Annotated in this window: 23 protein-coding genes; 11 read left to right on the forward strand and 12 right to left on the reverse strand. The window is 55.3% G+C overall.

Annotated features, from left to right (window positions below; translation table 11 throughout):
- Positions 1–20 precede the first annotated feature (20 nt).
- Positions 21–1169 carry a lactaldehyde reductase gene (gene fucO / locus ABLV08_RS22185; protein ID WP_142961887.1) on the forward strand — a complete coding sequence of 383 codons (1149 nt, stop codon included), beginning with the start codon at positions 21–23 and terminating at the stop codon, positions 1167–1169.
- Positions 1166–1480: an L-rhamnose mutarotase gene (gene rhaM / locus ABLV08_RS22190; protein WP_142961886.1), complete on the forward strand. Its 315-nt coding sequence runs from the start codon at positions 1166–1168 to the stop codon at positions 1478–1480. The genes fucO and rhaM overlap by 4 nt, the downstream gene beginning before the upstream one ends.
- Positions 1481–1525: 45 nt before the next feature.
- Here rhaM and ABLV08_RS22195 read toward each other — a convergent pair whose 3' ends face one another.
- The 5 genes from ABLV08_RS22195 to ABLV08_RS22215 form a co-directional block, all read right to left on the reverse strand.
- Complete coding sequence (locus tag ABLV08_RS22195) at positions 1526–2797, reverse strand: MFS transporter (protein ID WP_015368950.1); 1272 nt, start codon at positions 2795–2797, stop codon at positions 1526–1528.
- The gene (locus ABLV08_RS22200) at positions 2794–3285 is read right to left on the reverse strand and encodes a YhcH/YjgK/YiaL family protein (RefSeq protein WP_015703940.1); all 492 of its coding nucleotides are present in this window, start codon (positions 3283–3285) and stop codon (positions 2794–2796) included. The genes ABLV08_RS22195 and ABLV08_RS22200 overlap by 4 nt, the downstream gene beginning before the upstream one ends.
- A gap of 13 nt (positions 3286–3298) precedes the next feature.
- Positions 3299–4222: a dihydrodipicolinate synthase family protein gene (locus ABLV08_RS22205; RefSeq protein WP_020077574.1), complete on the reverse strand. Its 924-nt coding sequence runs from the start codon at positions 4220–4222 to the stop codon at positions 3299–3301.
- A 15-nt stretch (positions 4223–4237) separates the two neighbouring features.
- The gene (locus ABLV08_RS22210) at positions 4238–5449 is read right to left on the reverse strand and encodes a ribokinase (protein ID WP_020077573.1); all 1212 of its coding nucleotides are present in this window, start codon (positions 5447–5449) and stop codon (positions 4238–4240) included.
- A 200-nt stretch (positions 5450–5649) separates the two neighbouring features.
- Positions 5650–6198, reverse strand: coding sequence for a helix-turn-helix domain-containing protein (locus tag ABLV08_RS22215; protein ID WP_015368954.1), 549 nt, complete (start codon positions 6196–6198; stop codon positions 5650–5652).
- Positions 6199–6298: 100 nt separating this feature from the next.
- On the opposite strand from ABLV08_RS22215, the gene ABLV08_RS22220 reads away from it, so the two are divergent.
- Together ABLV08_RS22220 and ABLV08_RS22225 are read left to right on the forward strand one after the other, a co-directional pair.
- The gene (locus ABLV08_RS22220; RefSeq protein WP_045395274.1) at positions 6299–6958 is read left to right on the forward strand and encodes an AzlC family ABC transporter permease; all 660 of its coding nucleotides are present in this window, start codon (positions 6299–6301) and stop codon (positions 6956–6958) included.
- Positions 6958–7281, forward strand: coding sequence for an AzlD domain-containing protein (locus tag ABLV08_RS22225; RefSeq protein WP_348856260.1), 324 nt, complete (start codon positions 6958–6960; stop codon positions 7279–7281). Before ABLV08_RS22220 ends, ABLV08_RS22225 begins: the two co-directional genes overlap by 1 nt.
- Positions 7282–7325: 44 nt before the next feature.
- Here the strand turns inward: ABLV08_RS22225 and ABLV08_RS22230 are convergent, their stop codons facing one another.
- Complete coding sequence (locus ABLV08_RS22230; RefSeq protein ID WP_015368957.1) at positions 7326–7538, reverse strand: YdgH/BhsA/McbA-like domain containing protein; 213 nt, start codon at positions 7536–7538, stop codon at positions 7326–7328.
- Positions 7539–7666: 128 nt separating this feature from the next.
- Positions 7667–8503: a formate dehydrogenase accessory sulfurtransferase FdhD gene (fdhD, locus tag ABLV08_RS22235; protein WP_032713191.1), complete on the reverse strand. Its 837-nt coding sequence runs from the start codon at positions 8501–8503 to the stop codon at positions 7667–7669.
- Positions 8504–8660: 157 nt separating this feature from the next.
- Here fdhD and fdnG point away from each other — a divergent pair, with 157 nt between their 5' ends.
- From fdnG to ABLV08_RS22260, 5 genes are all read left to right on the forward strand, one after another.
- Positions 8661–11711, forward strand: a complete 3051-nt coding sequence (fdnG, locus tag ABLV08_RS22240; protein WP_086538089.1) for a formate dehydrogenase-N subunit alpha — start codon at positions 8661–8663, stop codon at positions 11709–11711.
- A gap of 12 nt (positions 11712–11723) precedes the next feature.
- The gene (gene fdxH / locus ABLV08_RS22245; RefSeq protein WP_015368961.1) at positions 11724–12626 is read left to right on the forward strand and encodes a formate dehydrogenase subunit beta; all 903 of its coding nucleotides are present in this window, start codon (positions 11724–11726) and stop codon (positions 12624–12626) included.
- The gene (gene fdoI, locus ABLV08_RS22250) at positions 12623–13249 is read left to right on the forward strand and encodes a formate dehydrogenase cytochrome b556 subunit (protein WP_015368962.1); all 627 of its coding nucleotides are present in this window, start codon (positions 12623–12625) and stop codon (positions 13247–13249) included. The genes fdxH and fdoI overlap by 4 nt, the downstream gene beginning before the upstream one ends.
- 5 nt (positions 13250–13254) lie before the next feature.
- Positions 13255–14184: a formate dehydrogenase accessory protein FdhE gene (gene fdhE, locus ABLV08_RS22255; RefSeq protein ID WP_015368963.1), complete on the forward strand. Its 930-nt coding sequence runs from the start codon at positions 13255–13257 to the stop codon at positions 14182–14184.
- A gap of 249 nt (positions 14185–14433) precedes the next feature.
- Positions 14434–15351 carry an alpha/beta hydrolase gene (locus ABLV08_RS22260; RefSeq protein WP_348856261.1) on the forward strand — a complete coding sequence of 306 codons (918 nt, stop codon included), beginning with the start codon at positions 14434–14436 and terminating at the stop codon, positions 15349–15351.
- A 16-nt stretch (positions 15352–15367) separates the two neighbouring features.
- Here ABLV08_RS22260 and fabY read toward each other — a convergent pair whose 3' ends face one another.
- From fabY to typA, 5 genes are all read right to left on the reverse strand, one after another.
- A complete protein-coding gene (gene fabY, locus ABLV08_RS22265) occupies positions 15368–16309 on the reverse strand; it encodes a fatty acid biosynthesis protein FabY (RefSeq protein WP_015368966.1) in 942 nt (313 codons plus the stop codon).
- Between the two features lie 44 nt (positions 16310–16353).
- The gene (gene dtd, locus ABLV08_RS22270; protein WP_015368967.1) at positions 16354–16791 is read right to left on the reverse strand and encodes a D-aminoacyl-tRNA deacylase; all 438 of its coding nucleotides are present in this window, start codon (positions 16789–16791) and stop codon (positions 16354–16356) included.
- Entirely contained in the window at positions 16788–17648 is an 861-nt protein-coding gene (locus tag ABLV08_RS22275) for a virulence factor BrkB family protein (protein WP_015368968.1), read from the reverse strand. The genes dtd and ABLV08_RS22275 overlap by 4 nt, the downstream gene beginning before the upstream one ends.
- Complete coding sequence (yihX, locus tag ABLV08_RS22280; RefSeq protein WP_316425455.1) at positions 17642–18241, reverse strand: glucose-1-phosphatase; 600 nt, start codon at positions 18239–18241, stop codon at positions 17642–17644. Before yihX ends, ABLV08_RS22275 begins: the two co-directional genes overlap by 7 nt.
- A gap of 132 nt (positions 18242–18373) precedes the next feature.
- Positions 18374–20197, reverse strand: coding sequence for a ribosome-dependent GTPase TypA (typA, locus tag ABLV08_RS22285; protein ID WP_015368970.1), 1824 nt, complete (start codon positions 20195–20197; stop codon positions 18374–18376).
- A gap of 376 nt (positions 20198–20573) precedes the next feature.
- On the opposite strand from typA, the gene glnA reads away from it, so the two are divergent.
- The gene (gene glnA / locus ABLV08_RS22290) at positions 20574–21983 is read left to right on the forward strand and encodes a glutamate--ammonia ligase (protein ID WP_015368971.1); all 1410 of its coding nucleotides are present in this window, start codon (positions 20574–20576) and stop codon (positions 21981–21983) included.
- Between the two features lie 188 nt (positions 21984–22171).
- Positions 22172–23221: a nitrogen regulation protein NR(II) gene (gene glnL, locus ABLV08_RS22295; protein ID WP_015368972.1), complete on the forward strand. Its 1050-nt coding sequence runs from the start codon at positions 22172–22174 to the stop codon at positions 23219–23221.
- Positions 23222–23223 lie beyond the last annotated feature (2 nt).

Genomic DNA, 23223 nt, shown 5'->3' on the forward strand with positions numbered 1-23223 from the left:
GCCCTTTAAGGAGAATAATCATGAGCTTTATGTTGGCACTGCCGAAAATCAGCCTGCATGGCGCGGGCGCGATCGGCGATATGGTGAACCTGGTGGCGGACAAGCAATGGGGAAAAGCGCTGATTGTCACCGACGGTCATCTGGTGGAAATGGGCCTGCTCGATAGCCTTTTCCAGGCGCTGGAAGCACATCAACTGTCTTATCATCTGTTCGATAACGTCTTTCCGAACCCAACCGAAGCGCTGGTTCAGCAAGGTATCGCCGCATTCCGTGCGGCGAAGTGTGACTATATTATCGCCTTCGGCGGCGGCAGCCCGATCGATACCGCTAAGGCGGTGAAAATCCTCAGCGCTAACCCAGCGCCATCGACGGCCTATTCCGGCGTGGGCAAAGTGAAAAATGCCGGCGTACCGCTGGTGGCAATTAACACCACCGCCGGAACCGCCGCCGAAATGACCAGCAACGCGGTGATTATCGATAGCGAACGTCAGGTGAAAGAGGTCATCATCGACCCGAACATCATCCCGGATATTGCCGTCGACGATGCCAGCGTCATGCTGGATATTCCGCCGTCGGTTACCGCCGCGACCGGTATGGATGCGTTAACCCACGCTATCGAGGCGTTTGTCTCCGTTGGCGCCCATCCGCTGACCGACGCCAACGCGCTGGAAGCGATTCGCTTAATTCACCAGTGGCTGCCGCTGGCCGTCGATGACGGGCACAATCTGCAGGCCCGCGAGCAGATGGCATACGGCCAGTATCTGGCAGGGATGGCGTTCAACAGCGCAGGTCTTGGTCTGGTACACGCGCTGGCGCACCAGCCGGGCGCAACCCACAATTTGCCGCACGGCGTTTGTAATGCCATCCTGCTACCGATTATCGAAAACTTTAACCGCCCGAACGCGGTGGCGCGTTTTGCCCGCATCGCCCAGGCGATGGGCGTCGATACGCGCGACATGAGCGATGAAACCGCCAGCATGGCGGCGATTAACGCGATTCGCGCGTTGAGCAAACGAGTCGGTATTCCTGAAGGTTTTAGTCAGCTTGGCGTGAGTAAGGCTGATATCGAAGGCTGGCTGGATAAAGCGCTGGCCGACCCCTGCGCGCCCTGTAACCCGCGCAGCGCCAGCCGCGACGAGGTACGCGAGCTGTACCTGGAGGCGTTATGATCCGCAAAGCCTTCGTAATGCAGGTCAATCCCGACGCCCACGAGGAGTATCGGCGCCGTCATAATCCCATCTGGCCGGAACTGGAAGCGACGCTGAAAGCGCATGGCGCGCACCACTATGCAATCTACCTCGACAAACAGCGCCATCTGCTATTCGCCACGGTGGAAATTGAATCGGAAGCCCGCTGGAATGCGGTGGCGGAAACCGAGGTCTGCCAACGCTGGTGGTGCTATATGCGCGAGGTGATGCCGACGAATCCGGATAACAGCCCGTTGAGCACTGAACTGAGTGACGTGTTTTACCTTGCGTAATAAAGAAAACGCCTGAGCAATCAGGCGTTTTTGCTACCAGAGGGATTAGGCATTTTTGCGCACAAAGAAACCGTAGCAGCAGGCGCCCATAAATAGCAGTATTCCACCGAGAATAAATACGTTGGTAAAGTGCCCGGTAGCATCAAGAATAATGCCGGTGATAATCGGCGCCAGCGCCGCGCCGAGAAAGCCGCCAAAGTTCTGTATAGCCCCCAATGAGGCGACCTGTTCTTTCGGCGCCATATCGGTCGCTAACGTCCAGATCACGCCGGAAGGCATTTGTGAACAGAAGTAGCCCAGCGTCAGCAGGGCGATCGCAACGCCGCTATTATCAACAAACGGAATCGGCATCACGAAGCAGGCCGCCAGCGCGGCGCCCGCCACAATCGGCACTTTACGCGCGGTAACGGCGTTCATCCCTTTACGCACCAGTCTGTCAGAAAGCATCCCGCCACACAGCACGCCGATAATACCGGCAAAGAAAGGAATCGAGGCGATAAAACCGGTCTGCTTGAGGCTAAAGCCCAGCGAGGTTTCCAGATATCCCGGCAGCCATGTCAGATAAACCCAAATGGTAAACATGATGCAGAAGTTACCGGCAATCATGAACCACGTGGTTTTCCGGCGAAACAGTTCGCCCCAGCTGACCTTCGGCTGCTCACCTTCGGGACGCATGACTTTGCCGGTGTTTATCAGCATCGCCTCGCGCGCGTCCGGGTCGCGATAAAATTTAAGCCACGCCAGCAACAATGGCAGTCCGAGCAGGCCGACAACCATGAACATGCCGCGCCAGCCGATCCATAACAGCAAAATAGTCAGCACCGGCGGCGCTATCGCATTGGCGATTTGCGAACCGGTATTGATAATCGATGTCGGCAGCCCGCGCTCTTTCTCCGAGAACCAGCTCTGGGTGATCTTGATACCGGAAGTGAAGAACGGTGACTCCGCCACGCCCAGCAGCATGCGCAAACCATAGAAGAAGCTATAGGTATTCACGAAACCCATTAAGAACGTTACCGCTGACCACAATCCCAGCGCGCCGCTGAACATTTTCTTCGCGCCGAAACGGTCTACCAGCCAGCCGGCGGGCAAATTCGCCAGCGCATAGGGCCAGAGAAACGCTGACAATAGCAGCCCCATTTCAGTACCAGAGAAGCCAAACTCCCTGGCGATGGTGGTGTTCGCGATACTCAGGTTGGCGCGATCGAGGTAATTGACCACCGCGGCCAGCAGCAGGATTAAAATAATGCCCCAACGTCGACGCGAGAGTTTCGGCGCCGCAATCGCTTCAGCCGCCGTTTGATTTAGCGAACTCATAAACCCTCCTCCAGCAAGGCGCGATCGATTTTCATCACCGCTTTACGGATATGTTGCCGCTCGCCATCGCGCGGATGGCAGCAGGGGCGATGGATGTCCTGGGGAAAGAAAACAGCGAACATGCCGGGCTTCAGGGTTATCTGTGTCTCCTCATCTTCGACGTGCCAGAACAGGATGTCCTGCTGCGGCGTCCGATCCTCGGTAACGCGAGGACAGCCGCTTTCTGCGCGGCTGACACCCATCCGCTCCTCGCCGGAAATCAGATACTGAATATCAATAAACTGCTTATGCGACTCCGGTCGCGCCTGCGCGAAAGGCACGCTCTCCATCTCCTGCAGCAGGCAGAAAAGTTTCCCGGGGATCAGGTCGATTTTCCCCGGCGCGAAGCGCTGGAAATCCTGGCTGGCGATAAACGCCAGCGCCTGGCGGATCGCCGGATGAAACGCGGCCTGTTGCGCAGGCCACGCCTGCAGACTCGATACGATCATAATGATCCCTCCCTTAGCCGGCGATCCGCTGCTGCCACAGTTCAGTCCCGGCGCTGATCTGGTCGAGGATCACCGTCAGCCCCCAGAATTTGCTCAGCACATCGTCTTTATTAACCCGGCAGGCGATACTGTCGAAGGTCCCGAGGCGCTGATGGTAAATTTTGGCGTTTTTCGGGTAGCCCAGCGTTTCGGTTACCGCGCCCAGCGACAGAAATATCGCCAGTTCATCGGCCAGCGCCCGCTGATTTTTGCCTTCCCGCCACAGCCAGCTATACAGTTCGGGATGGAAGTTGGTGAACACGCCGCTGAAACCTTCGGCGCCCGCCAGCATCGCCGGCCAGGCGATCGCAGCATTGGCGTTGATGACCTTTAGCGGGGTTCCCTGCGCCAGACGCACGCGGCGCTCAACGGTAGGCAGATCGCAGCTCACATCTTTCAGCACCACGAAACGACCGCTGTTGGCGCACCAGGCGAACTCGTCGTCGCTAAGCAGGCGGCGATACGGCGCCGGGCACTCATACAGCCCCAGCGGCATGGAAGAAGGTAAAGCCGCCAACAGCGATTGCAGGGTAGCGAAAAAGACTTCACTGCCCTCATTACGCGGATCAAGATGATTAGTGACCAACACCAGCGCATCAATGCCGGTCTGCGCCATTGCCAGCAACTCCTCTTTTTGCGCCGCCAGATCATCGCTGATATGGCCCGAGGCAATGACTGGAATGCGCCCCGCCACGCGTTGCACCACGAAACGCGCCAGCTCGACACGCTCCTGTAAGTTGAGATATTGCATTTCGCTGGACTGGCAGACGGCAAAAAGCGCATCCACGCCTTTTGCCAGATACCAGTCGATCAGCTTCGCCAGCGCCGGATAATCAATCTGGTCGTCAGCGGTAAAAGGGGTCAGCATGACGGGTACAACACCGTTAATCGTTTTCATCTTATTTTTCCTAGATTAGAGGGTACGGAGTCGGGCATTTGCCTGCGCAAAGTCAGGCATGTTGGAAGCCCCCTCCAGCTCGACGGCCAGAGAGGCGAAAGCAGAGGCCCAGGTCGCAGCCTGAACCAGGGTGTTGCCGGCAGCCAGCGAGGCGGCGAGCGCGCCATTAAACGCATCGCCAGCGCCGGTGGTATCGACGGTGACCGCCGGAAAGGCGCGAATTTGACTAAACTGGCGATTATCCAGCAGCAGCGCCCCGCGCGATCCCATGGTAATCAGCACTTTCTTTGCGCCTAATTCAGCGATGCGAAGCGCGGCTTCTTTGGCAGTATCAACATCGTGAATGTCGATACCGGATAATAATGAAGCCTCGGTTTCATTCGGTGTAATCACATCGATATAAGGAATGCTTTTGATAATTTCCGCCGAGTATGGCGCCGGATTGAGAATGACTGTCTTACCGAGTTCTCTGGCTTTTTTTATTAGCGAATGAGTGGCATCAAAATTATTCTCAAGCTGAACAAGTAAAACGTCGGAGGCGCTAAGTTCAGGAATAATCGCCTCAATCTCATTATGAGTTATTGTAGTATTGGCGCCGGAGTAAATAGCAATCATATTTTCGCCATTTTCCTGCGAAACATAAATAATGGCATTGCCGGTAGGTTCGCTCTCAGATTGATAAAGCGTATAGGAGTGTATTTCTGAACGAGTGAGATGATCGGCCGCCAGGTGGCTAAACTGATCCTTGCCCACCTTAGCGACAAAATGGACCTGCGCGCCGGCTTTACTGGCCGCCGTCGCCTGATTCGCCCCCTTGCCACCGGGCCCAAGGCTGCTGGCGAGCGCCAGTAGCGATTCCCCGCCGCGCGGAAAACGCTCCACTCGGGCCACGATATCCACATTAAATGAGCCGAATACACACACTTTGCCGTTCATCGATTTTCCTTTCTGCTGACCGCTCGCCGTAGGTTTCCGATGGTTAATCGGCTGCAGCAGCACGCCGAAACTATCACCGGTTTCAGAAATAAGTTCAGCCTTTAAATTGTGCCGGGAAATAATCGCTCCGCCATAACAACGTTGCACCAACCCCATTTCTGCAAGAATATTTAAATCACTGCGAATGGTTTCTTTTGAAACACTAAAATAAGCAGCAAAATAATTAACAAAACCACGCTCATGATCGTTTAAATATTTCAGGATATGCTTTCTACGTTCTTCTAAAAACATAATAGGCCCCAATGTCACGAATTAAGTATACGAACCCCTTCCGGCAGGAAGAGTGACATCAATCCCATGTTTTCAGGCAAAACGGAAGGAAACAAAAATGGAAAAACAATAAAGAAAATGAGTGAATAAATAATTCACTCATTCATTAATGGGAAATGAAATAATCTTCTGCGCATCAGAATAAAATGCGCAGATTATGACTAATTTTGCTCTGCCACCAGCAGCGCCTGGGTATCCGGCTCCAGCGCCTGAAAGAGATGTTCCCGATCGGCCGGGTAGCAGATGTAATCGCCTTCACCCAGCTCTTCTGGCGCTTCAGTGAGGCCAACGCGCGCGCGCCCCTGAGTGATAATAATATGTTCGACCGACCCGGGCGGGTGCGGATGCGAGATCCGATCGGCGCCGGGCTGCGTCAACAGCAGATAGATATCGCGACGCGCGCCGGGAGGGCAAGCCGCCAGCAAAATGGCCTGATAGTTGGCCTGTTCAGCAACCACTTTGGTGCCTTCGCCGCGGCGAATCACCTGGGTTTGGTTGGCCTGCGGTTCCAGCAAACGGGCGAAGGGAATATCCAGCGCCACGCACAGCGCCCACAATGTTTCCAGGCTAGGGTTGCCATTGCCGGATTCCAGCTGTGACAGGGTCGATTTGGCTATCCCGGCGCGACGCGCCACCTCCGCCAGTGAGAGCCCGGTGCGCGAGCGCTCGCGCGTCAGGCTTTTAGCAATTACGCTGATGGGCTGTGTCATACACCGCTCCTCGTATTTTATATCGAACGAATCGTTCGCCTTGAAAAACCATTCTGTTGCGTTCATTATAATGGAAATTCGTTCGATATGGCTAAAGCGTATGCGTTACAAATTTTCCTGTCTCAGTGGAGACACCATTAAAGCAATCATTCTGGTATGCCTGGCGGTCGGCGTGGTCGGCATGTCTTACGGTTCATTAGCGATGGCTTACGGTTTTCCGCTGTGGGTGCCGTTTGTCCTTTCCATTACGGTGCTGGCCGGCGCCTCGGAGTTTATGTTTATCGGTATTGTCGCCAGCGGCGGTAACCCTCTCGCCGCCGCAGCAGCAGGCTTACTGGTGAACGCCCGCCACGTTCCTTTTGGCGTCACCGTGCGCGATCTGGTCGGCGCACGCGCCGCCAGCCTGCTCGGCTGCCACATTATGAATGATGAGAGCGTGGTGTTCGGCTTGTCGCAGAAAACCCCGGAGCAACGGAAAGCCGCCTACTGGCTCTGTGGCCTGGGTGTGGCGCTCATCTGGCCGCTCGGTACCCTGCTGGGCGCCGGGGTCGGGAAATTGTTACCCGCTCCAGAAACCATCGGCCTGGATGCGGTATTCCCGGCCATCCTGCTGGCGCTGGTGGTACCGGCTTTTAAAAAACGTACCACACTGATTCGCGCCTGCAGCGGCGCGGTTATTTCGCTGGCCGCCGTGCCCTTCGCGCCGGTTGGATTACCGGTTCTGCTCTCATTGTTTGGCTTACTGGCGAGGAAAAAATAATGGGCAATATGACGCTGTTTATCGCCGGGATCGCGATTCTGTCGATCGGCACATATCTGATGCGTTCGGGTGGGGCAAAGCTTGGCAGTCGTTTAGCGTTTTCCGAGCGCTCGCAGGCGCTGCTTTCTGATGCCGCGACGGTGTTGCTATTTTCCGTGGCGCTGGCGACCACCTTTTATGAAGGCGAGCATTTTTCCGGCATGGCGCGGGTACTGGGCGTCGGTTTTGCCGTGTTCCTTGCCTGGCGCAAGATGCCGCTTATCGTAGTGATTATCGCCGCGGCGGTGGTGACGGCGTTGCTACGCCTGGCGGGTATAAACTAAAAAAGCGCCCTGAGGCGCTCTTTCGACGGTAGTGGGTTGCTAACTTATTTATTCAGTTCAGCGGTCATATGCACGCGGTTACCGTTAAACGCTTCGGTAATGGTGTAAGAAGACGCGCCGGCAGCCTGCGCCTGAGCGGCGATTTTCGCTTCCGCGGCGTCCATAGTGGAGGCGGTGGCGGTCACGGATTGCGCGGCGAAAGAACCGAAAGAAGCGGCCAGAGCGATAACAGCGACAAAAGTTTTGATGCTTTTCATGATATAAACCCTTTCATTTAGTTGTTTGGATAAGGCACCGTGCCTTGATGTGATAAATAATAGTCTTCACATCCCGTAACTAAAAGCGGAAGGATTTGCTGTCATTTTTCAAAAAAACTGACCAACATTTAACCGGCAATAAGACGCTGCGGATGAGTATAAATCGTCGCTCTGCCTGGCCTGCAGAACCCCACCAGCGTCAGATTACAACGTTCGGCGACTTCCACCGCCAGCGTCGTCGCCGCGGAGACTGCAAACAGAATTTCCACCCCACACATCGCGGCCTTCTGTACCATTTCATAACTGGCGCGGCTGGAGACTAAAGCTGCGCCCCGCTGCCAGCCCTCTCCTTCTGCACTACGACGACCCAGCAGTTTATCCAGCGCAACGTGACGGCCTACATCTTCATGCCCGCCTGCAAGTTCACCGTCAGGGCGCACCCACGCGGCGGCGTGCGTACAGCCGGTCAGGCGGCCGATTGGCTGAACCTCATTTAACTGTTTGAGCGCGCGATCGAGATGAGAGAGCGCAAAGGTCTGGCTAAAGGGCAGTGGCTCAACGGGCTTACCGATATCATTTAGCTGCTCGACGCCACATACTCCACAGCCGGTTCGCCCGGCGAGCGCCCGGCGGCGCTCTTTCAGCCCCATAAACCGGCGGCTGGAGAGTTCGATTTGCACTTCTACCCCGTTACAGGCCTGTACCACGTCCATCCCGTAGATCTCTTGTCGGCTTTGTATAATCCCTTCAGATAGGGAAAAACCGACGGCGAAATGTTCCAGGTCACGTGGCGTCGCCATCATGACGACGTGCGAGATGCCGTTATAAACCAGAGCGACGGGTACCTCTTCTGCTACCTCGTCTGGCTGAGGATGTTGCAAATCCTCACGTTTCCAGAGGGTAACCTGGCGATAACCTGTGACATCTGTCACATTTTTGATTTGTTCAGGAAGGTTCTTATTCACTTTCATTTAACCGTATTGGAACAGGCATACACACAATGTGGTATTCTGTTTTTATATCCCTCCAGGACCGAGGGAAATTAACTCAATTCTGAACCTTTGCGGCCTTCACCGCAAAGTAAATAACTACATGTGACAATGTCGAAACAAGGAGCGAACCATGCAGGTCAGCAGAAGGCAGTTCTTTAAGATCTGCGCTGGCGGTATGGCAGGCACGACGGCAGCAGCGCTGGGCTTTGCCCCGGCTACTGCGCTCGCGGAAACCCGGCAGTACAAACTGCTGCGTACTCGCGAAACCCGCAACACCTGTACGTACTGTTCCGTTGGCTGCGGGCTATTGATGTATAGCCTCGGCGACGGTGCGAAAAACGCCAAAGCATCCATTTTCCATATCGAAGGCGATCCGGATCATCCGGTAAACCGTGGTGCGCTCTGCCCGAAAGGGGCCGGTCTGGTGGACTTTATTCATTCTGAAAGCCGCCTGAAATTCCCGGAATATCGTGCGCCAGGTTCTGATAAATGGCAGCAAATCAGCTGGGACGAAGCGTTCGATCGCATCGCGAAGCTGATGAAAGAAGACCGTGACGCCAACTTTATCGCCCAAAACAGCGCCGGCACCACCGTTAACCGTTGGCTGACCACCGGTATGCTGTGCGCCTCCGCTTCCAGTAACGAAACCGGCTATTTAACGCAGAAATTCACCCGCGCCCTCGGGATGCTGGCGGTGGATAACCAGGCGCGTGTCTGACACGGACCAACGGTAGCAAGTCTTGCTCCAACATTTGGTCGCGGTGCGATGACCAACCACTGGGTTGATATTAAAAACGCCAACCTGGTCGTAGTGATGGGCGGTAACGCCGCAGAAGCGCATCCGGTGGGGTTCCGCTGGGCGATGGAAGCCAAAATTCATAACGGCGCCAAGCTCATCGTTATCGATCCGCGCTTTACGCGTACGGCGTCGGTGGCTGATTTCTATACCCCGATTCGTTCCGGTACTGACATAACCTTCCTGTCGGGCGTCATCCTGTATCTGCTGAATAACGAAAAATTCAACCGTGAATACACCGAAGCCTATACCAACGCCAGCCTGATCGTGCGTGAGGACTACAGCTTTGATGATGGTCTGTTCAGCGGCTACGATGCCGAAAAACGCCAGTATGACAAAACCAGCTGGAACTATGAACTGGATGAAAACGGCTTCGCCAAACGCGATACCACGCTGCAGCATCCACGCTGCGTCTGGAATCTGCTAAAACAGCACGTTTCCCGCTATACGCCGGATGTGGTCGAAAACATCTGTGGTACGCCGAAGGCCGATTTCCTTAAAGTTTGCGAATATATTGCAGAAACCAGCGCGCACGATAAAACCGCGTCGTTCCTGTATGCCCTCGGCTGGACCCAGCACTCCATCGGCGCGCAGAACATTCGCACCATGGCGATGATCCAGTTGCTGCTTGGCAACATGGGGATGGCAGGCGGCGGCGTCAATGCCCTGCGCGGTCACTCCAACATCCAGGGTCTGACCGACCTCGGCCTGCTCTCAACCAGCCTGCCGGGATACATGTCGCTGCCTAATGAAAAACAGGCCGACCTGCAGACCTACCTGAGCGCCAACACGCCAAAACCGCTGTTGAAAGACCAGGTGAACTACTGGGGCAACTATCCGAAGTTCTTCGTCTCCATGATGAAAGCCTTCTTCGGCGATAAAGCTACGGCCGAGAATAGCTGGGGCTTTGACTGGCTGCCGAAGTGGGATAAGAGCTACGACGTGCTGCAGTATTTCGAGATGATGAATCAGGGCAAAGTGAATGGCTACATTTGCCAGGGCTTTAACCCGGTCGCCTCGTTCCCGAACAAAAACAAGGTAGTGGCTTCCCTGTCGAAGCTGAAGTTCCTTGTGACCATCGACCCGCTCAACACCGAAACGTCCACCTTCTGGCAAAACCACGGTGAGTCCAACGATGTTGATCCGGCGAAAATCCAGACCGAAGTGTTCCGCCTGCCGTCCACCTGCTTCGCCGAAGAAAACGGTTCTATCGTCAACTCCGGCCGCTGGCTGCAGTGGCACTGGAAAGGCGCGGACGCCCCGGGGATCGCCGTGACCGATGGTGAAATCCTCGCCGGTATCTTCACCCGCCTGCGTAAGATGTATGCCGAAGAAGGCGGCCCAACGCCGGAGCCGGTGCTCAACATGACGTGGAACTACTCCACGCCGCACGAGCCGGCGTCTGAAGAAGTGGCGATGGAAAGCAACGGTAAAGCGCTGGCGGATATCATCGATCCGGCAACCGGCGCGGTAATCGTTAAGAAAGGGCAGCAGTTGAGCTCCTTCGCACAGCTACGCGACGACGGCACGACTTCCAGCGGCTGCTGGATCTTCGCCGGTAGCTGGACGCCGGAAGGCAACCAGATGGCGCGCCGCGATAACGCCGACCCGTCAGGCCTCGGCAATACGCTGGGCTGGGCCTGGGCATGGCCGCTAAACCGCCGCATTCTGTATAACCGCGCCTCCGCGGACCCGCAGGGTAAACCGTGGGATCCGAAGCGTCAGTTGCTGAAATGGGACGGCGCGAAATGGGGCGGAGTGGATATTCCGGATTACAGCGCCGCCGCCCCTGGCAGCGACGTCGGTCCGTTTATCATGCAGCCTGAAGGGATGGGGCGTCTGTTCGCTATCGATAAGATGGCTGAAGGGCCGTTCCCGGAACACTACGAACCGTTTGAAACGCCGCTGGGGACTAACCCGCTGCATCCAAACGTGGTCTCTAACCCGGCCGCTCGCGTCTTTAAAGGCGATCTCGAGCAGATGGGCAAGGCCGAGAAGTTCCCGTACGTCGGCACCACTTACCGCCTGACCGAGCACTTCCACTACTGGACCAAACACGCGCTGCTTAACGCCATCGCGCAGCCGGAACAGTTTGTGGAGATCGGCGAAAAACTGGCGAATAAGCTCGGCATTGGCCACGGCGATACCGTGAAGGTCTCCTCTAACCGCGGCTATATCAAAGCCAAGGCGGTGGTGACCAAGCGTATTCGTACGCTGCAGGTTCACGGTAAAGAGGTGGATACCATCGGTATTCCTATTCACTGGGGCTACGAAGGCGTGGCGAAAAAAGGCTTTATCGCCAATACGCTGACGCCGTTTGTCGGCGACGCCAACACGCAGACGCCGGAGTTTAAGGCCTTCCTCGTGAACGTGGAAAAGGTGTAACGGAGACGACTTATGGCTTATCAATCGCAAGATATTATTCGTCGTTCCGCGACTAACGGTTTCACTCCCGCGCCTCAGGCGCGGGACCACCAGCAGGAAGTGGCGAAGCTTATCGACGTTACCACCTGTATCGGCTGTAAAGCCTGCCAGGTGGCCTGCTCCGAATGGAACGATCTCCGTGACGAAGTGGGTAACAACGTTGGGGTGTATGACAACCCGGCGGACCTGACCGCCAAGTCATGGACGGTCATGCGCTTCTCGGAAGTGGAACAAAACGACAAGCTGGAATGGCTTATTCGTAAAGATGGCTGCATGCACTGCGCTGACCCGGGCTGCCTTAAGGCCTGTCCGTCAGAAGGCGCGATCATTCAGTACGCTAACGGCATCGTCGACTTCCAGTCTGAGCAGTGTATCGGCTGCGGCTACTGCATCGCAGGTTGCCCGTTCGATGTACCGCGCCTGAACCCGGAAGACAACCGCGTCTACAAATGTACGCTGTGCGTAGACCGCGTGACTGTCGGCCAGGAGCCGGCCTGCGTGAAAACCTGCCCGACCGGCGCTATCCACTTTGGTTCGAAAGAGGATATGAAAACGCTGGCCGGCGAGCGCGTCGCAGAGCTGAAAACCCGCGGTTATGACAAGGCGGGTCTGTACGATCCGGCTGGCGTTGGCGGCACCCACGTGATGTACGTGCTGCACCATGCCGATAAACCGAATCTCTACCACGGTCTGCCAGAGAATCCGGAAATCAGCCAAACGGTGAAATTCTGGAAAGGTATCTGGAAACCGCTGGCGGCGGTCGGCTTTGCTGCGACCTTCGCAGCCAGTATCTTCCACTACGTCGGCGTCGGTCCGAACCGCGCAGATGAAGAAGAAGACAACCTGCATGAAGAGAAAGACGAGGTGCGCAAATGAGAAAACGTGACACCATCGTGCGCTACACGGCGCCGGAACGCATCAACCACTGGATAACCGCCTTCTGCTTTATTCTGGCGGCGGTAAGCGGGTTAGGCTTTTTCTTCCCGTCGTTTAACTGGCTGATGCATATTCTCGGTACGCCGCAGCTGGCGCGTATTCTCCACCCGTTCGTCGGGGTGGTGATGTTCGCGTCGTTTATCATCATGTTTTTCCGTTACTGGCATCACAACCTAATCAATCGGGATGATATCTTTTGGGCGAAGAATATTCGTAAGATCGTCGTCAACGAGGAAGTAGGCGATACCGGGCGTTATAACTTCGGCCAGAAATGCGTATTCTGGGCGGCGATTATTTTCCTGGTGCTGCTGCTGGTAAGCGGCGTGATCATCTGGCGTCCGTACTTTGCGCCTGCATTCTCAATCCCGGTGATCCGATTCGCGCTGATGCTGCATTCTTTTGCCGCAGTCGCGTTAATTGTGGTTATCATGGTGCATATCTACGCCGCCCTTTGGGTGAAAGGCACCATTACCGCGATGGTGGAAGGCTGGGTTACCAAAACGTGGGCGAAGAAACATCACCCGCGCTGGTACCGTGAAGTCCGCCAGAAACAGGAAAAATAGACTGCATGAGTATTCGCATAATCCCGCAAGACGAGCTGGGTTCGAGCGAGAAACGCACGGCGGAAGCAATTCCGCCGCTACTGTTCCCCAGACTGAAGAATCTTTATAACCGCCGCGCAGAGCGCCTGCGCGAGCTGGCCGCCAACAACCCGCTGGGCGATTACCTGCGCTTTGCCGCGCTGATCGCTCATGCGCAGGAAGTGGTGCTGTACGACCATCCGTTGCAGATGGATCTGACTGCCCGCATTAAAGAGGCCAACGATCAGGGCAAGCCGCCGCTGGATATTCACGTATTGCCGCGTGATAAACACTGGCACAAACTGCTGCATTCGCTGATCGCCGAGCTGAAACCGGAGATGAGCGGCCCGGCGCTGTCGGTTATCGAGAATCTGGAAAAAGCTTCCGGGCCGGAACTGGAAGAGATGGCCAGCGCGCTGTTTGCTTCCGATTTCGCCTCGGTCAGCAGCGACAAAGCGCCGTTTATCTGGGCCGCGCTGTCGCTGTACTGGGCGCAAATGGCCAGCCTGATCCCGGGGAAAGCGCGCGCCGAATACGGCGAGCATCGCCAGTTCTGCCCGGTTTGCGGCTCGATGCCGGTCTCCAGCATCGTGCAAATCGGCACCACTCAGGGGCTGCGCTATCTGCACTGCAACTTGTGTGAAACCGAATGGCATGTGGTACGCGTAAAATGCAGCAACTGCGAACAGAGCCGCGACCTGCACTACTGGTCGCTGGATAACGAGCAGGCGGCGGTGAAAGCCGAAAGCTGCGGCGACTGCGGGAGCTACCTGAAGATTATGTATCAGGAGAAAGACCCGAAAGTCGAAGCCGTTGCCGACGATTTAGCCTCGCTGGTACTCGATGCTCGCATGGAACAGGAAGGCTTCGCCAGAAGCTCAATTAACCCGTTCATGTTCCCCGGCGAAGGGGAGTAAGTTCTGCGCACCTATAACGGGCGACTCAGGTCGCTCGTTATCATTCATACGGCGTGACCACGCCGGAAATGCTCTCCTTATCCCGATCCTGCTTCTCCAGATATTGTTCAACAGAAGAAGCAGATCTTTGCTGAGAAATACGCTTTTGCGAGCCGCTTTCCACAATGCGATCGCGGCTTTATTCGGTATATCTTTTTCGCAAAAACCAGGCTATAACACTGGATATTAATCCAGTAAAAGGGACTTGCCATGACGTTGGAAAAAGGTATTGCTTCGCTGGTTGAGGAGTTTATTGCTGCGGGGCGGCCATCATCACGAGCACAGAGTATTGATGACCGGAGAAACGGCTATCTCGCCAGCGCCGTTCTCGCTGGGGCAACGGAAACGCGTGTGCAGGTTGAAGACATCACGCTCGATGGCATGACCTTGCGCGTCGTCTCGCCGCCAAAAAGCAACGGCTTGCTACCCACCATTGTGTATTACCACGGCGGCTGTTTTGTGAGCGGCGGCTTTGCCACCCATGACAACCAATTGCGCCAGCTTGCCTGGTTCAGTGGGTGCCGGGTGATCGCCGTGCAGTACCGTCTGGCGCCGGAGTACACTTTTCCGGCGGCGCACGATGATGCGGAACGAGGCGCCAACATTATCTATCGGTATGCGCAGCGGCTTGGCGTTGACGCCGCGCGCATCACGATGGCCGGCGACAGCGCCGGCGGCCACCTCGCCCTGGTCACTGCGCTACGCCTGAAAGCGGCGGGAATATGGCAACCTGCGCAGCTTATCCTGATTTACCCTATGCTCGACGCTACCGCCAGCATGGCAAGCTATGCCAGCAACGGCGAGGATTACATCATTACCCGGGATACGCTGCTTAGCGGCTACGAAATGTATTTAGCGGCCACACCCGCTACCCATCCGGAAGCCAGTCCGCTGTGGCGCGAAGATTTTAACGGGCTGCCGCCGGTTCATATCCTGACGGCCGAATTTGATCCTTTGCGCGATGAGGGAGAAGCGCTGTACCGGCGGTTAATAGCACAAGGGATAGAAAGCACCTGCCAGCGCTATCTGGGCGTCATTCACGGTTTCTTTCAGTTAGGCGGGATAAGCCTCACGGCAAAGCAGGCGATGCGCGATATCGCCTGGCGTACGCAAACGCCAGGCCAATAATAATGCCGGAGGCGGGTTACTCTTCCTCGTTCCCGCCCTCTTCATACGAACCGAACGGCTTCGCGGGCAGTACGATATAGGTTCCCTCAAAAACGGCGCCCAGCTTATCGTTACCGAACAGTTCGACCTGAAGCTGCACGCGAGCCTTACGCCCGCGCGCCAGGCGATCGAGATCGCCGCTTAGCGAGCCCAAATCGGCCACGGCATTCGGCCTCCCGCTGATCGGCTTGCTGTAACGGATATGCGCATCGGCAAGGATAATCGTGCCGCCAAGGTGCCGCTCGCGCAGCATTAACCAGATTAGCCCCCAGCCGGTTAAGGTAGCGAGCGAAAACAGGCTGCCGGCAAATAACGTATGGTGCGGATTCTGGTTCCCCGCTTCGGGCATGGTGGTGATAAATTTTTGCCCGGTGTACTGCTGGATGCGCACCCCCATCTTTTCGCTCAGCGGAATATGCTGATACCAGGCCTGCTGCAGTTGGCCGCACCAGTCGCCGCGGTGCAGGATGTCGTCCAGTGAAGCAATGGGTTTAATCATCAAGAAGTGGCGAATCGGCGTCGTTGTCGGCGTGGTGATTTCCCCCTGGTTCACAAAGCCCAGCTTAGAGAAAAACTCCATCGCATCTTCACGGGCGCTACAGGTCACCCGCTTCACCCCTTCCTGACGGGCGACTGACTCAAGGGTCATCGCCATAAGGGTGCCTAAACCTTTATCCTGAACGGAAGGATGAACGGCCATAAAACGGATCGAGGCTTCATTCTCCGCATTAATATAAAGCCGGCCGACGGCAACCAGATTGCCCTCTTCATCGACGACCATCTGGTGATGCGCCATGGCATCCCAGGCGTCGCGTTCCGACCCTTTAGGCTGATGCAGCGGCTTACGCAACATCTCCCAGCGGAACTGATAATAGCTTTCTAACTCTTCTTCTGTTTGCGGTACACGAAGGTGATACATAGCTGTACTCTCTTTTGTTACCCGCAGCCTGCCCGGAAGCTGACTCATACCTGCAACCAAAAGGTCACGGGACCATCGTTTACCAGCGAGACCTGCATATCCGCAGCGAATCTCCCGGTCTGAGTATTCATTTCTTGTTGGCGGCAGCGCTCAACAAAGTATTCATACAGCGCTTCCGCTCTGTCCGGCGCCGCGCCTTTGGAAAAACTCGGGCGCATGCCGCGCTCGGTATCGGCCGCTAGCGTAAACTGCGAAACTACCAGCACGCTGCCGCCCGCCTGCTGGACATTAAGGTTCATTTTGCCTTCGGCATCGCTGAAAATGCGATAGCCGAGCACTCGTTCACACAGACGATTGGCCTTCTGTTCGTCATCGTCTTTCTCGACGCCCAGCAGCACCAGTAGTCCCGGACCGATTTCACCCGTCACTTCACCCTCCACGGTAACGCTTGCACGGGATACGCGTTGAATTAATGCAATCATGGTTGTTCTGTTTCTTCTTTTTTGAGTTTGCGGTATTCACCGAGAGTGACAGTTATTTCAGCGCCAAGCAAGACGATACACCAGGTCCAGTAAACCCAGACAAACAAAATGGGTACTACCGCAATCACGCCATAAATCAGCTGGTATGACGGAAACATGGTGATATATAAAGCAAAAGCCTTTTTACCGGCTTCAAAAAGCAGTGCCGCCACCAGCGAGCCGATTACCGCATCGCGATTGCGTACCTGGGTGGTGGGCACAATGCTATAAAGCATCCAGAACGCCGCCCACGATAAGATTAGCGGGAATATACGGAGTACATCATCAATGACGCTATTGAGATCGCTGGCCCAGCGTAGTGAGAGAAGATAGGAACTGATTGCCAGACTGGCGCCAGCCAACAGCGGCCCGAGAGTCAGGATCATCCAATAGACCGCAAATGAATAGATTTTTGGCCGCGTCCGACTGCTGCGCCAGATGGTGTTCAGCGCGCTATCAATCGAATACATCAGCAGTAATGAGGTGACAATTAACCCAAAGGCGCCGACGGCCGTCATCCTGCTGGAGTTCGCCACAAACTGTTCGATATATCCCTGAATGACATCGCCGGTCGCCGGAATGAAGTTGGCAAAGATAAAATGGCGGATCTGCACGCTGACGTCGGAGAACATCGGAAAGGCGGCAAACAGGGCAAAAACCACGGCGATCAGCGGTACCAGCGCAAGTAAAGACACGTAGGCCAGATTCCCCGCCAACGTCGTCATGTTGTCTTCTTCAATTCGCCGCCACAGCAGCTTAAGCCAGGCCACCAGCGGCCTGGTATGGTATTTGGTTTTTTGATGAACGCTTTTTAGCATAGCTGTTTCGCAAAGTAGTTGGGGATGGTCTCCTTATCCGTGACCAGAATACTGGTGATCCCCAACTGGTTAGCCCCAGCTATATTATCGGCGTTATCGTCGAAAAAGACCGCGTCTTGCGGCGAAAATCCTTCCGCCTGCAGCACGCTTTGGTAGATACGCGTTTCGGGTTTGCGCATCCCCATCTCTTGCGAAAGATACACATGATCTGCGGCAGCACGTACTTGTGGATATTCGCTTGGCCAGAAAGTGGTATGTAATCGGTTGGTGTTCGAGAGTACGACCACGCGGTGCCCCTGGTCGCGAAGTTTTTGCATGATGTCGGTGACTTCTGGACGCAAGGCGACAAAAACGGCCTGCCAACCGTGGGCAAACTGTTCATAGCTCAGCGGCATGTTCATTTCATGACACATTGCAGCGGCAAACTCTTCATCGCTGATCTCCCCGCGTTCATGCTGGTGGAAGACATCGCCCATAACAAAGTCTTGCTTTAGCGTCGCCAGCGGGATGCGGGTCAAATCGCTCCACGTTCCGAGCACCCGGTTGAAGTCAATGTCGACAATCACATTACCTAAATCAAAGATATAGAGCATTTTTGTCTCCTTCCGCGCCGTTGAAGATTAACTGTAGCGGGAAAGAAGAGGTTTGACTATCGACGGCGTGAAAAGCGCCCAAAAAGAAACCCCGCCGTTGTGGCGGGGTTTAGCTTGCAGCAAGAAGGGTAATTACTCTTCTTTCGCACCGCGCATAGCGCGTTTACGGTCGTTCTCGGTCAGGTGACGTTTACGGATACGGATAGACGTCGGAGTAACTTCTACCAGTTCGTCGTCATCGATGAACTCCAGAGCCTGCTCCAGGGTCATCTTAACCGGCGGAACCAGAACCGTTGCTTCGTCAGTACCGGACGCACGCATGTTGGTCAGTTTCTTACCGGTCAGGCAGTTTACCGTCAGGTCATTAGAACGGCTGTGAATACCGATAATCTGACCTTCGTAAACTTCAGCGCCGTGGCCGAGGAACAGCTTACCGCGATCCTGCAGGCCGAACAGTGCGAACGCAACCGCTTTACCCTGACCGTTAGAGATCAGTACGCCGTTGTTACGCTGGCCCACTTCGCCCGGACGAACGTCGTCGTAGTGGCTGAAGGTGGAGTACAGCAGACCGGTACCGGAAGTCATGGTCATGAACTCTGAACGGAAGCCGATCAGACCACGGCTTGGGATCACGTAGTCGAGACGTACGCGGCCTTTGCCGTCTGGATTCATGTTTTTCAGGTCGCCTTTACGCTCACCCAGCGCCTGCATGACAGAACCCTGGTGCTGCTCTTCGACGTCCAGCGTCACGTTCTCGAACGGCTCTTGTTTACGGCCATCGATTTCGCGGAAGATAACTTTCGGACGGGAAACCGCCATCTCGAAACCTTCACGACGCATGTTTTCAATCAGAACAGACAGGTGCAGTTCGCCACGACCAGAAACGCGGAACGCATCGGCGTCTTCGGTTTCTTCAACGCGCAGCGCAACGTTGTGCACCAGCTCTTTGTTCAGACGGTCCAGGATCTGGCGAGAGGTAACGAACTTACCTTCTTTACCGCAGAACGGAGAGGTGTTGACGTTGAAGAACATAGATACGGTCGGCTCATCAACAGACAGTGCCGGCAGCGCTTCGACGTTCTGCGGGTCGCAGATGGTGTCGGAGATGTTCAGCTCGCCCAGACCGGTGATCGCGATGATGTCGCCGGCTTCGGCTACGTCGCTCTCGATACGCTCGAGACCCAGGTGAGTCAGTACTTTACCGACTTTACCGTTACGGGTTTTCCCTTCGCTATCGATGATAGTGATCTGCTGGTTCGGCTTCACTTTACCGCGCTTGATGCGACCAATGCCGATTACGCCAACGTAGTTGTTGTAGTCGAGCTGGGAGATTTGCATCTGCAGCGGACCGTCAAGGTCAACGTCCGGCGCCGGTACACGGTCAACAATCGCCTGGTACAGCGGGGTCATGTCTTCAGCCATGTCTTCGTGGTCCAGACCCGCGATACCGTTCAGCGCGGAAGCGTAAACGATCGGGAAGTCCAGCTGTTCGTCGGTCGCGTCGAGGTTAACGAACAGGTCGAATACCTGGTCGACAACCCAATCCGGACGCGCGCCCGGACGGTCAACTTTGTTGATGACCACGATCGGCTTCAGACCGTGAGCAAACGCTTTTTTGGTAACAAAGCGCGTCTGCGGCATCGGGCCGTCAAAGGCATCAACCACCAGCAGCACAGAGTCAACCATGGACATAACACGCTCAACTTCACCTCCGAAGTCGGCGTGCCCTGGGGTATCAACGATGTTGATACGGTAATCATTCCATTTGATTGCAGTGTTTTTAGCGAGGATGGTAATCCCACGCTCTTTCTCCAAATCGTTGGAGTCCATCACACGTTCTTGTGCTTCAGTACGTGCGTCGAACGTACCGGATTGCTGTAGCAGCTTATCAACCAGGGTAGTTTTACCATGGTCGACGTGCGCGATGATGGCGATATTACGCAGATTTTCGATCACAACTTTGCCTCAGGCATTAGAAATAGCGCGTTATTGTACACGTATTAAGCGAAGGACTGAACAGGATCACAAAGATCCTCCGCAAACAAGTATTGCAGAGTTTGTTTGTGACCGCTTTCACGGAGCGATAAAAGGGCACCGTAATAAAAATTGCACCAAAATGGTGCTCAACGTTCACATTGAAGCACTATTTTGGTGCATTATCTCCATCATGGTGCAGTCCTTTTGCACTATGGTGCGCATGATACAGCGTTTTACCGTACTTTTAAAAGTTGGCACAGATTTCGCTTTATATTTTTTAAGGCAACAACGCCACTTTTAAGCAGTAAGAAGTTCGTTACCACGACGACAATGACCAATCCGGGAGAGTTTAAGTATGTCCGCTGAACACGTTTTGACGATGCTGAACGAGCACGAAGTGAAGTTTGTCGATCTGCGCTTCACCGATACCAAAGGTAAAGAACAGCACGTCACGATTCCTTCCCATCAGGTAAATGCCGAATTCTTTGAAGAAGGCAAAATGTTTGATGGCTCCTCGATTGGCGGTTGGAAAGGTATTAACGAATCCGACATGGTCCTGATGCCGGATGCCACCACGGCGCTGATCGACCCGTTCTACGAAGAACCGACGCTGATCATCCGCTGCGATATCCTGGAACCAGGCACCCTGCAGGGTTACGACCGCGACCCGCGCTCTATCGCCAAGCGCGCTGAAGAGTACCTGCGCGCCACCGGCATCGCCGACACCGTGCTGTTCGGGCCGGAACCAGAATTCTTCCTGTTCGACGACATCCGCTTTGGCGCATCCATCTCTGGTTCCCACGTGGCCATTGACGATATCGAAGGCGCATGGAACTCTTCTACCAAATACGAAGGCGGCAACAAAGGCCACCGTCCGGGCGTGAAAGGTGGTTACTTCCCGGTTCCGCCGGTAGACTCCTCTCAGGATATCCGTTCTACCATGTGTATGATCATGGAAGAGATGGGCCTGGTTGTTGAAGCTCACCACCACGAAGTGGCAACTGCAGGTCAGAACGAAATCGCCACCCGCTTCAACACCATGACCAAAAAAGCGGACGAAATTCAGATCTACAAATATGTTGTACACAACGTCGCTCACCGTTTCGGTAAAACCGCGACCTTCATGCCAAAACCAATGTTTGGCGATAACGGTTCCGGCATGCACTGCCACATGTCCCTGTCCAAGAACGGCGTAAACCTGTTCTCCGGCGACAAATACGCGGGCCTGTCTGAGCAAGCGCTGCACTATATCGGCGGCGTTATCAAGCACGCTAAAGCGATCAACGCCCTGGCGAACCCGACCACTAACTCCTACAAGCGTCTGGTCCCGGGTTACGAAGCGCCGGTTATGCTGGCTTACTCCGCCCGTAACCGCTCTGCTTCCATCCGTATTCCGGTAGTTGCCTCGCCGAAAGCGCGTCGTATCGAAGTGCGCTTCCCGGACCCGGCTGCCAACCCGTACCTGTGCTTCGCCGCACTGCTGATGGCCGGCCTGGACGGTATTAAAAACAAAATCCATCCTGGCGATGCGATGGACAAAAACCTGTACGATCTGCCGCCGGAAGAAGCGAAAGAAATCCCGCAGGTTGCAGGTTCTCTGGAAGAAGCCCTGCAGGCTCTGGACGCAGACCGCGAGTTCCTGACCGCAGGCGGCGTCTTCACTGACGAAGCTATCGATGCTTACATCGCCCTGCGCATTGAAGAAAACGACCGCGTACGTATGACTCCGCACCCGGTTGAGTTCGAACTGTACTACAGCGTCTGATTTTGCTGTAAATCCATGGTGTTCCCGTGTTGTGGCACGGGATACCAGGGATGTTTTGTTGCCGTGGAAACTTTCAGCCCATCTCAGGATGGGCTTTTTTCTCCAGCAACACGCTGATCTCTCGCACTTTTTACCAATAAAAAGCTATACTGCACTAAAATAGTGCAACCATTTCAGGAGACTGTCAGATGGCAACAGGCACACAGCCCGATGCTGGGCAGATCCTCAACTCGCTGATCCACAGTATCTTATTAGTCGATGACGACCTCGCGGTGCATTACGCTAACCCGGCTGCCCAGCAGTTACTGGCGCAAAGTTCGCGTAAATTATTCGGTACGCCGCTGCCAGAATTGCTGAGCTACTTTTCGTTAAACATTGGCCTGATGCAGGAAAGCCTGCAGGCGGGTCAGGGCTTCACGGATAATGAAGTGACGCTGGTGATTGACGGCCGCTCGCACATTCTCTCCCTCACCGCTCAGCGCCTGCCTGAAGGCTATATCCTGCTTGAGATGTCGCCGATGGATAATCAGCGTCGTTTGAGCCAGGAACAGCTGCAGCATGCTCAGCAGGTGGCGGCGCGCGATTTAGTGCGCGGTCTGGCGCATGAAATTAAAAACCCGCTCGGTGGCCTGCGCGGCGCGGCGCAGCTATTGAGTAAAGCGCTACCGGATCCCGCGCTGATGGAATATACCCAGGTGATTATTGAACAGGCCGACAGGTTACGTAACCTGGTCGATCGCCTGCTGGGGCCGCAGCATCCCGGTATGCATATCACGGAAAGCATTCATAAAGTCGCGGAGCGCGTGGTGGCGCTGGTCTCCATGGAATTGCCGGATAACGTCAAACTGATCCGCGATTACGACCCGAGCCTGCCAGAGCTGGCCCACGACCCGGAACAAATCGAGCAAGTGTTGCTGAATATCGTGCGCAACGCGCTGCAGGCCCTGGGGCCCGAAGGCGGCGAAATCATCCTGCGCACCCGTACCGCCTTTCAGCTCACGCTCCACGGCGTACGTTACCGTCTGGCGGCGCGTATCGACGTGGAAGATAATGGTCCCGGTATCCCACCCCATCTGCAGGATACGCTGTTTTACCCCATGGTCAGCGGCCGCGAAGGCGGTACCGGTCTTGGCCTTTCTATCGCCCGCAGTCTTATCGATCAGCACTCCGGCAAAATTGAATTTACCAGTTGGCCTGGCCATACCGAGTTCTCGGTATACCTGCCTATTCGGAAATAGAG

Origin of the sequence: Klebsiella sp. CN_Kp088, assembly GCF_040064335.1 — a bacterium.
GTDB lineage: Bacteria > Pseudomonadota > Gammaproteobacteria > Enterobacterales > Enterobacteriaceae > Klebsiella > Klebsiella aerogenes.

What these genes read in the sequence shown, in the direction of transcription:
- yihX (WP_316425455.1), bottom strand. Translation starts at nt 18,241, where the DNA reads ATGCTCTATATCTTTGATTTAGGTAATGTGATTGTCGACATTGACTTC.
- ABLV08_RS22200 (WP_015703940.1), bottom strand. Translation starts at nt 3,285, where the DNA reads ATGATCGTATCGAGTCTGCAGGCGTGGCCTGCGCAACAGGCCGCGTTT.
- ABLV08_RS22205 (WP_020077574.1), bottom strand. Translation starts at nt 4,222, where the DNA reads ATGAAAACGATTAACGGTGTTGTACCCGTCATGCTGACCCCTTTTACC.
- glnA (WP_015368971.1), top strand. Translation starts at nt 20,574, where the DNA reads ATGTCCGCTGAACACGTTTTGACGATGCTGAACGAGCACGAAGTGAAG.
- dtd (WP_015368967.1), bottom strand. Translation starts at nt 16,791, where the DNA reads ATGATTGCATTAATTCAACGCGTATCCCGTGCAAGCGTTACCGTGGAG.
- ABLV08_RS22230 (WP_015368957.1), bottom strand. Translation starts at nt 7,538, where the DNA reads ATGAAAAGCATCAAAACTTTTGTCGCTGTTATCGCTCTGGCCGCTTCT.
- glnL (WP_015368972.1), top strand. Translation starts at nt 22,172, where the DNA reads ATGGCAACAGGCACACAGCCCGATGCTGGGCAGATCCTCAACTCGCTG.
- fdxH (WP_015368961.1), top strand. Translation starts at nt 11,724, where the DNA reads ATGGCTTATCAATCGCAAGATATTATTCGTCGTTCCGCGACTAACGGT.
- fabY (WP_015368966.1), bottom strand. Translation starts at nt 16,309, where the DNA reads ATGTATCACCTTCGTGTACCGCAAACAGAAGAAGAGTTAGAAAGCTAT.
- ABLV08_RS22260 (WP_348856261.1), top strand. Translation starts at nt 14,434, where the DNA reads ATGACGTTGGAAAAAGGTATTGCTTCGCTGGTTGAGGAGTTTATTGCT.
- ABLV08_RS22275 (WP_015368968.1), bottom strand. Translation starts at nt 17,648, where the DNA reads ATGCTAAAAAGCGTTCATCAAAAAACCAAATACCATACCAGGCCGCTG.
- ABLV08_RS22195 (WP_015368950.1), bottom strand. Translation starts at nt 2,797, where the DNA reads ATGAGTTCGCTAAATCAAACGGCGGCTGAAGCGATTGCGGCGCCGAAA.
- fdoI (WP_015368962.1), top strand. Translation starts at nt 12,623, where the DNA reads ATGAGAAAACGTGACACCATCGTGCGCTACACGGCGCCGGAACGCATC.
- ABLV08_RS22220 (WP_045395274.1), top strand. Translation starts at nt 6,299, where the DNA reads ATGCGTTACAAATTTTCCTGTCTCAGTGGAGACACCATTAAAGCAATC.
- rhaM (WP_142961886.1), top strand. Translation starts at nt 1,166, where the DNA reads ATGATCCGCAAAGCCTTCGTAATGCAGGTCAATCCCGACGCCCACGAG.
- fdhE (WP_015368963.1), top strand. Translation starts at nt 13,255, where the DNA reads ATGAGTATTCGCATAATCCCGCAAGACGAGCTGGGTTCGAGCGAGAAA.
- ABLV08_RS22225 (WP_348856260.1), top strand. Translation starts at nt 6,958, where the DNA reads ATGGGCAATATGACGCTGTTTATCGCCGGGATCGCGATTCTGTCGATC.
- ABLV08_RS22210 (WP_020077573.1), bottom strand. Translation starts at nt 5,449, where the DNA reads ATGTTTTTAGAAGAACGTAGAAAGCATATCCTGAAATATTTAAACGAT.
- fucO (WP_142961887.1), top strand. Translation starts at nt 21, where the DNA reads ATGAGCTTTATGTTGGCACTGCCGAAAATCAGCCTGCATGGCGCGGGC.
- ABLV08_RS22215 (WP_015368954.1), bottom strand. Translation starts at nt 6,198, where the DNA reads ATGACACAGCCCATCAGCGTAATTGCTAAAAGCCTGACGCGCGAGCGC.